Annotated in this window: 14 protein-coding genes; 10 read left to right on the top strand and 4 right to left on the bottom strand. The window is 54.5% G+C overall.

Annotation, left to right across the window (positions count from 1 at the left end):
* The first annotated feature begins 164 nt into the window (after positions 1-164).
* The 5 genes from HDF16_RS27765 (at position 165) to HDF16_RS30410 (ending at position 4,586) form a co-directional block, all read left to right on the top strand.
* The gene (locus HDF16_RS27765; protein WP_184223816.1) at positions 165-830 is read left to right on the top strand and encodes a sigma-70 family RNA polymerase sigma factor; all 666 of its coding nucleotides are present in this window, start codon (positions 165-167) and stop codon (positions 828-830) included.
* Positions 831-851: 21 nt separating this feature from the next.
* A complete protein-coding gene (locus tag HDF16_RS27760; RefSeq protein WP_184223813.1) occupies positions 852-2,141 on the top strand; it encodes a nucleotide disphospho-sugar-binding domain-containing protein in 1,290 nt (429 codons plus the stop codon).
* A 113-nt stretch (positions 2,142-2,254) separates the two neighbouring features.
* Positions 2,255-3,007 (top strand): SDR family oxidoreductase, encoded by a 753-nt coding sequence (locus HDF16_RS27755; RefSeq protein ID WP_184223811.1) that lies wholly within the window; start codon positions 2,255-2,257, stop codon positions 3,005-3,007.
* Between the two features lie 176 nt (positions 3,008-3,183).
* A complete protein-coding gene (locus HDF16_RS27750; RefSeq protein WP_184223809.1) occupies positions 3,184-3,678 on the top strand; it encodes a cupin domain-containing protein in 495 nt (164 codons plus the stop codon).
* A gap of 248 nt (positions 3,679-3,926) precedes the next feature.
* On the top strand, positions 3,927-4,586 hold the full coding sequence (locus tag HDF16_RS30410; RefSeq protein ID WP_221313318.1) for a helix-turn-helix domain-containing protein: 660 nt from the start codon (positions 3,927-3,929) through the stop codon (positions 4,584-4,586).
* 24 nt (positions 4,587-4,610) lie between these two features.
* Here the strand turns inward: HDF16_RS30410 and HDF16_RS31445 are convergent, their stop codons facing one another.
* Positions 4,611-5,207 (bottom strand): isoprenylcysteine carboxylmethyltransferase family protein, encoded by a 597-nt coding sequence (locus tag HDF16_RS31445; protein WP_221313317.1) that lies wholly within the window; start codon positions 5,205-5,207, stop codon positions 4,611-4,613.
* A 707-nt stretch (positions 5,208-5,914) separates the two neighbouring features.
* Here HDF16_RS31445 and HDF16_RS27735 point away from each other — a divergent pair.
* The 5 genes from HDF16_RS27735 to HDF16_RS32270 all read left to right on the top strand — a co-directional run bounded on the left by HDF16_RS27735 (position 5,915) and on the right by HDF16_RS32270 (position 12,138).
* The gene (locus tag HDF16_RS27735; protein WP_246410352.1) at positions 5,915-7,501 is read left to right on the top strand and encodes a GMC family oxidoreductase; all 1,587 of its coding nucleotides are present in this window, start codon (positions 5,915-5,917) and stop codon (positions 7,499-7,501) included.
* Between the two features lie 82 nt (positions 7,502-7,583).
* Positions 7,584-8,447 (top strand): alpha/beta fold hydrolase, encoded by an 864-nt coding sequence (locus tag HDF16_RS27730; RefSeq protein ID WP_184223805.1) that lies wholly within the window; start codon positions 7,584-7,586, stop codon positions 8,445-8,447.
* A 485-nt stretch (positions 8,448-8,932) separates the two neighbouring features.
* Positions 8,933-9,691, top strand: a complete 759-nt coding sequence (locus tag HDF16_RS27725) for an SDR family NAD(P)-dependent oxidoreductase (RefSeq protein ID WP_184223803.1) — start codon at positions 8,933-8,935, stop codon at positions 9,689-9,691.
* Positions 9,692-10,222: 531 nt separating this feature from the next.
* Positions 10,223-11,430 (top strand): IS3 family transposase gene (locus HDF16_RS27720; RefSeq protein WP_184223801.1). Its coding sequence is split into 2 segments (ribosomal slippage): positions 10,223-10,490 and positions 10,490-11,430, totalling 1,209 coding nucleotides; the frame shifts between segments, so codons are not numbered across the junction.
* A 345-nt stretch (positions 11,431-11,775) separates the two neighbouring features.
* On the top strand, positions 11,776-12,138 hold the full coding sequence (locus HDF16_RS32270) for a cupin domain-containing protein (protein ID WP_184223842.1): 363 nt from the start codon (positions 11,776-11,778) through the stop codon (positions 12,136-12,138).
* Between the two features lie 95 nt (positions 12,139-12,233).
* Here the strand turns inward: HDF16_RS32270 and HDF16_RS27710 are convergent, their stop codons facing one another.
* From HDF16_RS27710 to HDF16_RS27700, 3 genes are all read right to left on the bottom strand, one after another.
* Entirely contained in the window at positions 12,234-13,514 is a 1,281-nt protein-coding gene (locus HDF16_RS27710; RefSeq protein ID WP_184223799.1) for an MFS transporter, read from the bottom strand.
* 148 nt (positions 13,515-13,662) lie between these two features.
* The gene (locus tag HDF16_RS27705; RefSeq protein WP_184223796.1) at positions 13,663-13,854 is read right to left on the bottom strand and encodes a hypothetical protein; all 192 of its coding nucleotides are present in this window, start codon (positions 13,852-13,854) and stop codon (positions 13,663-13,665) included.
* Between the two features lie 732 nt (positions 13,855-14,586).
* Positions 14,587-14,879: hypothetical protein (locus tag HDF16_RS27700; protein ID WP_432432299.1), on the bottom strand; the 293-nt coding region annotated here is incomplete at its 5' end.

The following is a 14,879-nucleotide window of genomic DNA, read 5'->3' as shown; positions in this document are numbered from 1 at the left end:
CTGTAGGGACTCTTCTCCTCGGCGAGAGGTCACTCCGCCCATGCACATTTTAGCGAACAGACTGACCCCATACCAAGGTATCGAGCGATACCTTAGTTCAATGGAATATGCCATCTCCGCCTGTCGTAATGAACAAGTGGTCGCACGACGGTGGAGGAGGTTACATGAACACCGCAATCCCAGCACCGACAACAAGCTTCAACGAAGATACGTTACGGTCGGACCACGATCTGATTTGTGCGATTCTGCGAGGAGAAACTCAGCTCTACGAGTTGCTGATCCGGCCATACCAACAACGAATCTATCGAGCCGCCCTTCAGCACATGAAAGATGAGGAAGATGCGAGGGAGGTAACGCAAGAGAGCCTCCTCAAGGCGTTCCTTAAGCTGAATACGTTCCAGGGACGCTCGCAGTTCAGCACCTGGCTCACAAGCATCACCATCAACGAAGCGCGAAACCGCCTGCGACAGCACCGCTATCTTCGCATGATGTCGGTCGACGACCGCTCAGGAGGCGAAGGCAAGGATATTGCGGCGTCGCTACCGGACACACGTGAGATTCCGTTGCAGCTTCTGGAGAGACAGGAACTTAGCTGTTTGCTAAAGCGGGCATTAGACGATCTCTCCTCTGACTACCGCACCGTCTTCGAGTTGCGGGTAATCCAGGAGTTGAGTACATGCGAAACCGCGGAGCGATTGAAGATCACCAGTGCCTCAGTGAAAACACGTCTGCATCGTGCACGCTCGTCGTTGCAGATTTCACTTAGATCGACGTATCGCGTCGCAACGCGAACCATCGCGGCGATTCATGCCGAAACGAGCGCTGCCTAGGCAGCTACACGAAAGGTTCCCATGAGTAGAATTCTTGTTGCGTCCACACCACTCCTTGGCCATGTCACACCGATGCTTCAGATCGCCGCGGCTTTCCAGAAGTATGGCCACGAAGTTTCCTTTCTCACCTCCAGCGGCTTTCAAGAGAAAGTTGAGCTTCAAGGGCTCCACTTTCGTGCGTTGAGCGGACATGCCAACTACGACTGGCGCAATCTCCGCTCAATGTTTACTGAAGCAGAGAGCGGAGCCGAGGGTTTGGAACAGCACATCATTCACCTCAAGCGCCTGTTCGCAGATTCTCTACCGGGTCAGGCAGCCGCGCTTGACGTGGCAATTCAGAAGTGGGAACCGGATTTGATTGTGGTCGATGTGCTGTACCTCGGTGTTCTCCCTCTTCTCCTGAAAAATGGGTCTCGACCGGCGGTGATGTCGTGCGGCGTCATCGCTCCCATGTGGCGCGATAACGGCTTCTCTCCGTTTGCCGGACCGGACAGCAGCATTGTGGGTCAAAAGCGAAACATCACTGACGGCTTGCACTTTGATGAAGCGGTCCGCCCGGGAACGGAGTACATCGACGAAATTCTGAAACGCCTAAGTGTAGGTGTGCCAGGGGGATTTGAAATGTTCGAAACCATGTACCGGCTCCCGGACAGATTGATGCAGCTGACTGTGGACGAGTTTGAGTACCCACTGGTCGAGAGGAGAGATAACCTGCGGTTTGCGGGTCCGCTTCTACCTCAACCGTCAGACGCGACGAGTGCTCCACAGTGGTTAAAGGAACTGGCGGATTCGATGCCTTTGATATTCGTGACCCAGGGTACTGTGGCAAATACGGACTTCGATCAGCTCATCAATCCAGCAATCGCGGCCCTCGCGGATGAGCCGGTCACAGTAGTCGTTACGGCGGGCAGCGGTGACATAAGCAGGATCGCACTCGCACCAAATGCTGTGGTGAAGCCCTATATCCCCTACGAGCACATCCTGCCGAAGACGAGCGTCTTTCTGACCAACGGAGGCTACAACGGCGTACAAACGGCGCTTAGCTTTGGAGTGCCTATCATCTCTGCCGGGTCAACCGAAGACAAACCCTACGTGGGTGCGAGGGTCGATTGGAGCGGCGTTGGTATCGATCTGAAGACGGGCACGCCTTCGGAAGAACAGATCCGCCTCGCCGTTCGGAAAGCACTGGTTCGACACGGTTATCAAACCAAGGCCAAAGCGATTGGGGAGCGAATCCGCCAGTCTGATGCGCTTGCTGCAATCGTCGCAGAGGCTGAGCTTCTGTGTGGATCGCTCATTCCAAACAACTAGTGCATTCAAGCCACAGAGACAGCACTGTCGGAACGTTCGAAGTATTGGGATGTCTCGCACAATTCATTCTGGACTGTTAAGTCCGCAACAGCCCACTCGGGCAGGAGGCAAATATGAGTTCCATCAGCGGTTCGCTCAAAGGCAAAATCGCACTCGTCACCGGCGGGTCTCGCGGGATCGGTGCCGGCATCGTTCGCCGGCTGGCATCTGACGGAGTCAGCGTAGCTTTCACCTATCTATCCGCGGAAGAGAAAGCTTACGCCCTTGTTGCTGAAGTTAGGGCAGACGGCGGCACGGCACTCGCAATCAAGGCAGACAACGCATCCGAAAGCGACATCCGCAACGCTGTGCGGGAAGCCACAGAGACCTTCGGCGGGCTGGACATATTCGTCAGCAACGCTGGCCAGCTCCTGATCAAGGAATTGGGACAGATCCAAACAGACGAACTCGATCGCATGCTGGCGGTCAATGTTCGTGCGATTGTGATCGGCACGCAGGCAGCAGCAGCCGTGATGAAGAGCGGCGGCAGGATCATGACGATCGGAAGCGTCTCGGGTGTCAGAACGGGGGTTGGTGGTGGCAGCGTCTACAGCATGACGAAAGCCGCTCTCGGCGGATTTGTTCGCGGGGCAGCAATCGACTTGGCGCCGCGCGCGATAACCGTCAACAACATTCAACCAGGTCCGACGGCCACCGACATGAATCCGGCGGAGGGACCACACGTGGACTGGCTCACCAAGCTTATTCCATTGGGGCGCTTCGGGAAGGATCGTGAAATCGCAAGCCTCATCGCATACCTCGCCACCGAGGATGCGGCTTTCATTACGGGTGCCAGTCTCACAGTCGATGGAGGCTATACGGCCTAAAGGCCTGATCAACGGCGGCCAATGATGTCTCTAGTGAGCGCGACACCACGCACGGCGACCGCTCTGTTCGACCTAGCGGCTATGCGGCTGCCTCGCTCGTCACTTTATGCGAGTGTCCATTAACTTCACGAATGAATTGGAACGGACGTAAGCCGTTTCTAAATAGGAGATAGAAGATGCAACCAACAATCATCACCCCATCGAACGAACCAACGTTTGACGTGCTTGGCAATCTAATTCAGTTCTTGAACGAACCAGGGACCGGACAAGATGACATCAGCTTCATGACTGCCACACTGCCGGCTGGGACACTTGTCCCGCTTCACAGCCACGCAGACCCGGAACTCTTCTTCCTGTTGAAAGGATCGCTCGAAGTCTACCAAGAAACCGCGGGCTGGAATGCGGCCGCCTCCGGCCAGTTCATAACCATCCCGGGGAACATTAAGCACGCTGTTCGCAACGCAAGTGATGAGGTGGTTCGTGCCATCCTGGTCAGCAAAGCAGGCATCTATGACTTTTTCCGGGAACTTGCCCGGCCTTTCACGCCGGAGTCCGTGCCCAATCCGCCTACCCCTGAAGAGTTGACGGCACTTTACACCGCCGCCTCGCGACACGGGTATTGGATCGGATCTCCGGTTGAGAACGCCGCCATCGGGATTACGCTCCCGTGACGTTGCCAGGCGGGACGCGCGGCGGGAGTGATATCCGTACGTTGGGACATCAGAGTATCGATCCCGTCGTTCGCGGACGTGCGACTCGCCTGGCCTCGAGCAGTGGATTGGCATGGAAACACATACTCGTAGAACGGTACTTGGTGGATCCAGGGGAGAAGGCAGAAACAGCCTCTAACTGCCACATCGTCGTCCTGGCGAACGGTAAGGTTGTCTGTCACGGGGAGCGGCCTGGACGCGCAGGGCACATGGTGCCCTACCGAAAGGAGCCTGGAACAATCAATCTATACGAGAACGGTGTCCAGCCTGCCATCCGTCTTTTCAACCGGACCGATCTGACATTCTGCGCACTCGATAAGCAGTTTGTTGAGCGCGTCGCAAAAGAACTCGGATGCGAGTCCGTTCTGATTCAGAATATTGGCTTCCGGGATTCTTCGATTGAACACTTGATCTGCCTTCTCGTGGACGAGGTGGAGACGGGAGGGCTCTCCGGAGCCGGCTACGCCGATCATCTGACCTTTGCTCTGACCACTCGCCTGTTACTCGCGGGCACCCAAAAGGGGTCGACGCGGCCAATCGGCCAATCGCTTCCCCCACATCGACTAAAGCGGGTGCTCCGTCTGATCGAGGCCGACTTAGATCGGGACCTAAGCCTGGCTGTTCTTGCTGACGAAAGCGGTTACAGCAGGAGTCACTTCTTGCGAATGTTCCGCTCCGCCACAGGATTTACACCACATCAGTATCTGGTCTTCCGGCGCATCGAAAAGGCTAAATCCTTGATGAAGAATTCGAAAGCTACGCTGGTGGAGATCGCGTTAGACTGTGGCTTCTCCAGCCATGCTCATTTCACGCGGGTTTTCCAACGAACCCTGAACGTGGCGCCAAGCTACTTCCGTCGTCATCTGTAGCGGATGTCTTCTTCAAAGCGCAACTCAGATGTATGCGCTGAACTTTGCCTTCATTACGCGTTCCTCCTCGCGGATGCGGAGAGCGAGAGGAAGCGAATAAAGAACAGAGCCAGCGATTAGTGTGGCAGACGCGTGGAAGACGAGAGCCAACCCGGTGAGTTCCGGCACGATACTTAGGAAGTAATTGGGGTGCCGCACAAGCCTAAAAAGCGGATGCTGAACGAGAGCATGATCTCGGGCAATGAGCAGCTTGACCGTCCACAGGCGGCCCAGGAGGTGCATCACTGTGAGCAGCATGATCACACCCATTGCATATAGCGCGAATCCCAACGCAGAGATGCCATCCACCGCAGCCTTTCGAAGATAACCTTCAGTGATAACTGACAGGTAGAAACTCAGATGAGCCAATGTCAACCAGTGTGAATTATTGGCGCCATACTCGACTGCACCATCCTTTTTCAGAGCTTTCTCGTGAGACTTGGAAATCGCGAGCGTTGCAACGCGAAACAAAATAGCCGCAGCGAAGAAGTACGGCAGCCGCGTTGCGGTAGTCCAATGGGCTAATTGTGAATAAGTCATAGTAATCCCGTCGTTTCCGCAGAAATCGCTCCTTGCGCTCACACAGGAACATCGAAGGCCGCCAGGATCGAATGTCTGTAGTGGAAAGAGAATCGTCCTCCAGCACTAAGCCTAATAGCGGAGACCGATAGACGCTTGGTTAGGAGTGTCTTTCTTGATCGCAAGTGCTCATATCGATCGGGGTTATGGGGCAATGAAGAACGGCTCTATGAACTCTCGCAAAGCGCGATCAATAACGAGACGTTTGAGTAAAAAGAGCTGTTTTGTGACAGCGATCCCTCTCGCATCAAGCAATGATCGAGTAACGGATGAGGCAGAACATGTCTCTGCGAAAGGAGAAGATGACATTACGGAAATATTTGGAAAGAGCAGTATCTTCAACAGCTTCCAGTAATGACCGGATTAGAGGCCTCCGACAAGTCCTATTTGGCCACGATCTCAGCAGGACCATGGCTCGACCTTTCGGCATGGCTTCGACTGGCTGCTGCACTTCGCTTACTACGGTAATACGAAGGTATCTCACAGTACCTTCGGCCAATGGAATTCCCCTCATCGTGATGGCTTACTGGGCTTGAACCATTCCGGCAAGATGTAAAGCCACGCCGCCCCGGAGATAGCCAATCAGATCAGAACTGGAACACCCGGCCATTGCCGTGTGCTATCCAGCAAGGAGCGTAAAAATGAAGATCGAGACAACACCATCCACAAGTACTTCCCGCATGGGCAAAGAACGATTGGAATCTGCAAATATGTCGGAGAGAGTACGACGCAATCAATCCCACCTTCGATCTCACTTACGCTCCCACTATGATTTCATCGTCTGTGGCTCGGGATCATCTGGCTCCGTCGTCGCCAGTCGTCTTGCCGAGAACCCGGATGTTCATGTACTGCTGCTTGAAGCAGGCGGCAGTGACGATGTTCCTCAAGTGATGGAGGCGAATCAATGGCCTTTGAACCTCGGCAGTGAAAGGGATTGGGGGTTCCAATCGAAGCCCTCCCGATCCCTGAACGGACGCGTGCTTCATATGGCTATGGGGAAGGTTCTCGGAGGCGGCTCGAGCATAAACGTTATGGTTTGGGCGCGTGGTCACAAGAGCGATTGGGATTACTTCGCGCAAGAAGCGAACGATCCGGCATGGAGCTACGACTCAGTTTTGAAAATCTATCGACGTATCGAGGATTGGCAAGGTTCACCAGACCCCGAACACCGGGGAGCCGGCGGGCCAGTCTTCGTCGAGCCCGCTACCAACCCGAACCCGATCGCTCCGGCCATGCTGGACGCTGCGCGATCGCTTGGAATTCCCACGTTCGAAAATCAAAATGGCCGAATGATGGAGGGAGATGGAGGCGCCTCCATCATCGATGTGCGGGCCAAAGCCGGAAAGCGTCAGTCCATATTCCGTTCCTATGTGTACCCAAGAATGGATCAAGAGAATCTGACCGTACTAACTGGAGCCCTGGTGTTAAAGCTCAACATCGAGGCCGGAAGGGCCACCGGTGTAGACGTGTTGCTTGATGGTGTCGTCACAACGTTCGGTTCCACCAAAGAGATGGTTCTTTCGATGGGTGCGATACAGACTCCAAAGCTCCTGATGCAATCGGGAATCGGGGACGAATCGGAACTGCGTCGTCATGGGATTCCGGTGCTGCAGCATGCTCCAGGAGTCGGGCAAAACTTCCAGGATCACGTCGCGTTCGATTGCGTTTGGGAGTACCTGGATCCGCTACCGCCAAAAAACACAATGGCCGAAGCTACGTTCTTTTGGAAGAGCGATCCCGCTCTGCCCTCACCCGATATTCAGGCTTGCCAGGCAGAAGTGCCGAAGACTACCCCTGAGAACGCGGCTCGATATAACGTTCCACAGCATGGCTGGACTCTGTTCGGTGGGCTCATGCGGCCGAAAAGCCGAGGCCATCTAAGCCTCACGGGGCCGCAAGCCACCGACCCTGTCGTAATCGAACCCAACTTCCTTTCGCATCCGGATGATTTGAAAGCGGCAATCGCATGTGTTGAGCTTTGCCGAGAAGTCGGCAATGCTGCCCCACTGCGGTCGTTCAGCAAGCGCGAAGTTATGCCTGGCCTGCTCAAGGGTCCGGGCTTGGAAGATTTTGTCCGTAATGCTGCGACCACCTATTGGCACGAGACCTGCACCGCAAAGATGGGTACAGACAAGATGTCCGTAGTAAACGGCAGACTTCAGGTTTATGGCATCCAAAACTTGCGCATTGCTGACGGATCGATTATGCCCCGCGTAACGACGGGAAACACGATGGCTCCCTGCGTCATTATCGGTGAGCGCGCTGCCAAGGAGTTGTCGAAAGACCATGGTCTCTGATCAGAAAACACGGAAACTCAGGATGATCCACGACAGGACACGCCCCCAGACGAGCATCAACGAAAGCACTCAGGACGGACCCATGGAAGATCATACAGCGCAAATAAACGGCATCACTCTTCACTACCGCACCGTCGGCAAAGGCGAAGTGCTCTTCCTTGTGTCTCCCGGTTGGGGAGTGGGTTCCGTCTACTTGCAACGCGCGTTCAGTTTCCTGGCCGCACGTTGCAAACTCGTCTTCATCGATACTCGCGGAAGCGGGCTATCTGGTCGGCCGGCAGATGCTAGGCAGATGTCGACGATCACGATGGCCGACGATCTCGAAGCATTACGTATTCATTTGGAGGTGGCACAAATCAGCCTCTTTGGGCATTCGAATTCGGGCGCGATCATTCTTAGGTATGCGGCCCGCTATCCGGGCCGTGTGAAGAGACTGGTACTCGTCGGCAGCCAGTTGTTGGGCATGAGTGCGGCTTCTGATACACAACGGATTCTGTCCGAGCGTTCAAGGGATCCGCAATTTGCAGGGGCAGTTCGGGTTGTACAAACCTTCTTCGCGGGACAAGAGAATCCGGCCTCCAGTGATGAGAGGCTTGAAGCATTCGTACAGCAGGTGCTGCCACTCTACCTCTACAACCCTGAGAAGTACCTCGCGTTAGCGCAGGAACAGCTTTCGGGCCCAATTTCGTCTTACGCTTTCAATGCTCAATACGCAGCGGACCGGGCCAGTTCCGTAGACCAGACCCAGTCGTTGAGCACGATCACAGCCAAAGTCATCATCATGGCGGGACGGCACGACTTCATCTGTCCCGTGTCGGTATCTGAACGTCTCCATGCCGGCATTAGGGACAGACGCATAGTGATCTTTGAAGCAAGTGGACACTTCCCTTGGTTAGAAGAACCGGGACTTTTTACCGAAGAGTTGGAACGTTTTCTCTTTAATTGAGACAACGAGCGAATCGAAAGTACTTTGTCCCATCGGGAATGAAAGGCGAAAAACATTTGCCTTCTGTAACCAGTGAAGCCTTCTCTGTGTCCCATCATCTGAAACCAGCCCTCCCGGTACTACGTCCGATGCGTGGCGTTGGGGTGCGCACAACGCCTGCGCAAAGGGGCATGCAACTCTCCATCACAGGGGCGCGAGCTGTGATCACGACGTTCCAGAACGAGGTTGTTTAGGTGCTTTGGAGCGTCGACTACACCCATTCTACTCGGGTTAATCAACGCACAGGTACGATCCATCCTGGGCAGATACGATGTGTCTACCAGAACTTTCCGCGATGCCTACTAGCACAACCCAACGCGCTCACTCAGAAAGCATAGTGACGTACAACTCGTTAACCGAAACCATTCCTGATTCGACCGATGGCAATGGTGCCGTTACAACACTTGCCTAGAACGCGATTGGCAACATCTGAGGAGCTCTAAGAAATGAAGCGTTTAGCGGAGAAGGTTATTCTGATCATGGGAGCGACGAGAGGTATTGGTCAGACCTGTGCAGAAATGTTCGCCAAAGAGGGAGCCAGTGTCATCTTGACGGGTCGGGATGTCGATCGCGGGGAAGCCGTTGCGAAAGGGATCCTTGACACGGAAGGAGCAGCTCAATTTCTTGCATGCGATGTTACTGAACCCCAGTCTGTTGAGAACGTCGTGGACGAAACGCTGAAACGCTTCGGTGCAATCGATGTTCTTATAAACAGTGCAGGCGGATCAGGAAACAGCGATGGACCAGTCACTACCGGGTCCATCGAGGAGTTCTGGCACAAGCTACGGGTTGATCACTTTGGAACGTACCTTGCCATGCGTTACGTGATACCGAGCATGATTGAGCGCGGTGGCGGCTCAGTGATTAACATTGTCTCTGTTGCTGGCTTTGGCAAGCTAACAGGCGAACGCGCGGGATACTCGGCGGCCAAAGCCGCCGTTATAAATCTGACCAGGAGCACTGCGCGTACCTTCGCCAAAGACAGGGTACGGGTCAATGCCATAGCCCCCGCCGGTGTGGCGACGGAAAGAATTAAACGCATGCTTCTCGACCGTCCGGAGGCGCAAGCCCTTGTAGCAACTCAGCAGTTCGGGTTGATAGACCCAAAAGATATAGCCTACGCCGCTCTGTTTCTGGCATCCGACGAAGCACGGATGATCACTGGGCACATTTTGCCGGTAGATGCCGCTTCGTTTGCGGATTAACATGTTTGAGGCAAGGATAGAGTCTTGCAGGGCAAGACTTGGCTAGCGGCATCGAAGGACAGTCGCCCGCTTTGCAATAGGGGCCGAGCTTCCTTCCGCGTCCGACGCACGCGGTTCTAACCGTTCGTTTGATCTGCACGCCGACACAGCGAGCGTTGTGGCTTTGTTTAGCGCAACAATTGTAGCGTTCCTTTTAGAGCAGGCTCTGGGGGTCGAAGGAGAAGTGGAAGCGAGAATGACACAGAGCATAACACCGTCCCTAGAATAAAGTGGCACAGCGAACCCGTGGGCGACCATCAACCTCCCGCGGGACCGCACTTTCCGTCTCTTGTCAAGCGTTCCCCTAGGATGGAAGCACCTCTTCATTCATCGGCTTTGTAGAGTGATCAGTCTTATGGAGGAGGGCCTTGATACAAACTTGAGTTTAGAAGTGCTAGCAATCGAATGCGGCTACAGCCGAAGTCACTTTGCAGTGCCCGGCTTCTTTTGTACCAGTGGAGTTGATACAAACTGGGATCAAAGGAGCGGTATATGGCACGAGGGAAGAAGCATAGTCCAGAGCAGGTGGTGAACCTGCTTCGTCAGATTGAAGTCTCTGTGGCGAACGGGAAGACGACGTCGCTGGCGTGTAAGGAAGGCGGGATCACGGACCAGACGTACTACCGTTGGCGTAAAGAGTATGGCGGGTTGCAGGTAGACCAGGCGAGGCGGTTGAAGGAACTGGAACAGGAGAACGCGAAGCTGAAGCGTATCGTGGCCAACCTTAGCCTGGAGAAGCTGGTGCTGAAGGACATCGCGGAGGGAAATTTCTAAGCCCTGAGCGGCGTCGCTGTGCGGTGAACCATGCGCGACAGGTGCATGGGCTGAGCGAGCGGCATGCGTGCCTTGTGGTGAAGCAGCCACGCGGCACGCAGCGCTATCGGCCGACACAGCGAGAGGATGAAGATGCTCTCACCCAGGCCATCGTGACCCTAGCCAGTCAGTATGGTCGCTATGGTTATCGCCGCATCACAGCTCTGCTGCGTCACGCAGGCTGGCATGTCGGCAAGGACCGGGTCGAGAGAATCTGGCGTCGCGAGGGGCTGAAGGTTCCACAGAAGCAGAAGCCAAGAGGCCGGCTATGGCTCAACGACGGGTCGTGCGTGCGACTGCGGCCGGAGCGGCCCAACCATGTCTGGAGCTACGACTTCGTGAGCGCCAAGACCTACGACGGAAGGACGGTACGGATGTTGAACCTGATCGATGAGCATACCCGGGAGAGCCTGCTGGTGCGGCCAGAACGTCGCTGGTCGAGCGCGAAGGTGATCGAGGCGCTGGCTGATGTGATGGTGATGAAGGGTGTGCCCGAGCATATACGCTCAGATAATGGCCCTGAGTTCGTAGCCCGCGACCTGCGCAAATGGCTTGCAAACACAGGTGCAAAGACACTCTACATCGAACCGGGAAGTCCGTGGGAGAACGGCTACTGTGAGAGCTTCAACTCCAAGCTGCGTGACGAGTTCCTCAACGGCGAGATCTTCTACTCGATGAAGGAGATCAGGATCCTGGCCGAACGTTGGAGGATCCACTACAACACCGTAAGACCACACTCCTCACTGGGCTACCGACCACCAGCACCCGAGTCGTGGCAGACCGAAATCAAAACAGGGTATGGAGAAATGGAAAGCAAAATGCGCTTCCCACTTCCCCACACCCTCGACGGCGGCTACTTGATCTCAAAAGAAGCTGCGCTACACTGACACTCCACGGTACAAAAGATCGGGCAGACCAACTTCTTGCGAATGCTTCGTGCGGCGACCGGCTACCCGCCGCATCAGTACCTTATCTTACGTCCCATTTACAACGCTAAGACCATGATGAAATCTAGCACGTCTAATTTGATGGGCACTACAATCATTTGCGGGTTTGCTACCCACGCTCAATCGAACCGCGTGTTCAGAAAGACTATCTAAGGAGAGCACTATGGCATTCGAACTCTACCGTCAACACGTCGATGAAGCCGATGGTCCAGCGTACTCGTTTCTTAATAGCCTCAATATACTTAAGGCTACCTCGGATTCAACCGGTGGTGCCTTTTCCATGGTATTTCACATGGCGCCCCTGGGCATGCCACTCCCTTTCACGTACACCAACTGGAAGACGAGGCATTCTATGTCTTGGATGGTGAGTTTACGTTCTTTTATGATGGAAAACAGATTGCCGTAGGGCCGGGAGGATATGTTTTTTTGCCGCGTGGGATCCCGCATGGTATCCGATGCAGCGGCTCCAAGCCATCGACGATGTTGATCCTCGCAGTGCCGGGGACTGGATTCGTCGAAATGATGACCGAGATGGCGGACCCTGCTCTCGAACGGGTACTGCCGCCAAACACCATATCTGATCTCGACAAGCTAACTAGGGTGTGCTCGGAGCGCCAGATCGATCTTCTGGGACCTCTACCTCATTAAGAGGTGATTAGAGGTTCAATTCAGATCATCCTAGGCCTGCGAGTATTTCAGAGCAGTCAATCGCTAAGCAATGATCTAGCCGGAACTATGACTTATCACGCCTCCTCGTCTCGACGAAACCTGACTGCTATGATCCCGAGGACCGCGGAGAGAGCAACGTAGATTGCTGGACCCATCCGGTGAAGGTGTGCGAGCCACGATACGAGGAGCGGCGACACCCCACCTGCTACGGCATAGGTCACATTGTAGGAAAATGAGATTCCGCTGAATCGGAGAGCTGCGGGAAACATCCGTGTCATCAGAATCGGTGTGATCGTGACGCAGCCGGCCGCCAGTCCAGCTAAGATATAGAGCGGCAGGAGGCTCCAAGGCTTCCAAATCACCCCCAAATAGAGCGCCAGCGACGCCACAATCAAAAAGGTGTACATAGGGACGGCCACGCGTTCGAGGCCAAAGTGATCGGTTGCAGCACCGACCGTGATTGAAGAGGTACAAAGTGCCAAGATTGCGGCTAGATTGGCAAAATGAACTGCTGAGACCGGTAGAGAGAATGTGGTTTGCAAGATAACGGGAGTCATCAGGATTACGACAATAATCGCTGCCGTGAGCGCCCAGGTGCTGACCATGGACAGGACGATTGCTCTCTTATGAGCCCGAAGAGCTTCGCGTAGAGGTATCTCGGCGGGAATCATGACCTGCTTCCGCAGTTCTTCAAACACAGGGGTTTCACTCAGCCACCGACGCATTAACATCGCGATTAGGCCCAGCATTCCCCCGATCAGGAAAGGCAATCGCCATATCCCATTCATGATCTGAATGGTACTGAAATAAGAATTGGTTAGCGCGGCCACTAAGGATCCAAGCAATATTCCCCCATTAAGCCCCGAGGTTAGTAAGCCGACAGCGAGGCCTCGCTGATTACTTGGCGCGTGTTCTGCGACAAATACCCACCCACCCGGCGCCTCGCCCCCAATGGCGGCTCCTTGAAGGATTCGCATCAAGAGCAAGAGAAGGGGAGCAGCAACACCGGCGTTGCCATAGCTAGGCAGGAGCCCGATACAAAGTGTGGGAAGTGCCATCATCAGGACGCTCAGAGTAAAGATGCGTTTGCGACCTGATTTATCGCCAAAGTGCGAGAGGATGGCTCCTCCCAGCGGTCGCGCCAAATAGCCTGCGGCGAAAATACCAAAGGTTTGTAGTTGACGAAGCCACTCTGGCTGGCTCGGCGGGAAAAACAATTGACCTATGACGACGGCAAAGTAAACAAAAATGACGAAGTCATAAAATTCCAGAGCACCTCCTAAAGAAGCCAGCGCTACTGTACGGAACGTGGAGGTAGAAGCTTCTGGCTTTGTTAGGGCTAGAGGGGAAGTCAAGGGTTCACCTTTCGTGGGCCGCCGCCTCCGAGTAAGGACGTCGAGTCTGGCAAACGGCTTCTGCTTTTACGGCGACGTTCTTCTACAAGAGTACAAACGCGCTTGAGTCAATGCTTGTTCAAAAGTGCCATCCTTGATGAGAGGACTTTTATGTTCCCGAGAGCGAAACGCCCACCTCCTGGAGGGCGCCGCGGGCCGTCGCTGGGATAAAGTAAGGCCCGCGGGCCTGCACCATCCGTACGATGGGTACCGCGATGGCCTTCCTGAGCAGCATCATGCCGAACTCATCGTAGTCATAGTGTTTCTCACACTTACTCTCGCGAAGTGGAAAGAAAAGCATTTTCCATCAAGCGGAGATGAAAGACACATAGTTATAGTTCATTGGTAAGTAGGTTTATTTCTGCGCTAAGCGCCTCACTCCCGCTAAACACATCAATTATCGAAAGGCTTCACTCTTGCTGCCATTCCTGAGCCCCGAACTGATTGCAGCCTTAATCGAGGTATTCGGTACCCAGGGTCACGATATAACACGTGAGCCCCGGAGGTATCCTTTGAAGGACGATAACACTGGTGTTCCATCTACGAACCGCGGCGACGCGACGCCAAACTCAGAGAAGGGTGGCTTGTGAATTGCTACGATCCTGCTTCGGGAAACATAGGAATAAATAATTGTTAACAGGCAAATCTTATTATGCTGTCGCATCAAAGACGAGAGTCACAAATGACTGCATTGTCTTTTCGACAGCACACAAGATCGCTCGATCTCTTCCAAGATGAGGCCAATGAACTCTTTGACCGGAGAGGCTCGAGCAAGTCCCAGACTCTCCTGAGTGCCGCTTGCGCCGTGGCTGCCTTCTACGACCGGACACCCTCGACGTCTATAACAGTTTATGTCGCTGCAAGCGATAAAGTCGCTATTTCTGCGAAGCGGTTCTGTCATCATAGTGCGTCGTAGTCGTCGTGCGGTGCGTAATGTGGGAATCGACGTACTATGTCCGTATCCAAGATACTCTCTCGAAAAGCAAGTTCTTTCTATGAAGAGTGGGACAGTTTCATCCTTCCTTGCTTTCCATCAGGCCGTCATTTCCACCGCGGGCGCCACGGCGCTGTTCGGTTTGTAATTTGGACCATAGAGCTGACGAGGGTTCTTCTTGTGGCCGATCTTCTCACTGTTGGTCTGCACCTTCGGCTCGCGCTTGACGTCCTGCTGTGCCTTGATGATCGTAACAGCGTGGCTGAGCCGCTTGTTCTCGACGACCGCAGTGTGGATGGCTCTGTTGCAAATAATACCGCTGGCCAAGGGTCGCCGAGGCACTGTCTTTACCCAAGCATCAAGCAGGCTGGAGTTCGAGTTGTTCACCGATG

It is taken from the genome of Granulicella aggregans, from assembly GCF_014203275.1.
GTDB lineage: Bacteria > Acidobacteriota > Terriglobia > Terriglobales > Acidobacteriaceae > Edaphobacter.
This window is presented reverse-complemented; position numbering and strand designations above follow the sequence as displayed.

Bases quoted from the DNA above. Each gene is read 5' to 3' on its own strand.
- HDF16_RS27765 (WP_184223816.1), top strand. From the start codon at position 165: ATGAACACCGCAATCCCAGCACCGACAACAAGCTTCAACGAAGATACG.
- HDF16_RS30410 (WP_221313318.1), top strand. From the start codon at position 3,927: ATGGTGCCCTACCGAAAGGAGCCTGGAACAATCAATCTATACGAGAAC.
- HDF16_RS27705 (WP_184223796.1), bottom strand. From the start codon at position 13,854: ATGCTTTTCTTTCCACTTCGCGAGAGTAAGTGTGAGAAACACTATGAC.
- HDF16_RS27755 (WP_184223811.1), top strand. From the start codon at position 2,255: ATGAGTTCCATCAGCGGTTCGCTCAAAGGCAAAATCGCACTCGTCACC.
- HDF16_RS27730 (WP_184223805.1), top strand. From the start codon at position 7,584: ATGGAAGATCATACAGCGCAAATAAACGGCATCACTCTTCACTACCGC.
- HDF16_RS27725 (WP_184223803.1), top strand. From the start codon at position 8,933: ATGAAGCGTTTAGCGGAGAAGGTTATTCTGATCATGGGAGCGACGAGA.
- HDF16_RS27750 (WP_184223809.1), top strand. From the start codon at position 3,184: ATGCAACCAACAATCATCACCCCATCGAACGAACCAACGTTTGACGTG.
- HDF16_RS27760 (WP_184223813.1), top strand. From the start codon at position 852: ATGAGTAGAATTCTTGTTGCGTCCACACCACTCCTTGGCCATGTCACA.
- HDF16_RS27735 (WP_246410352.1), top strand. From the start codon at position 5,915: ATGTCGGAGAGAGTACGACGCAATCAATCCCACCTTCGATCTCACTTA.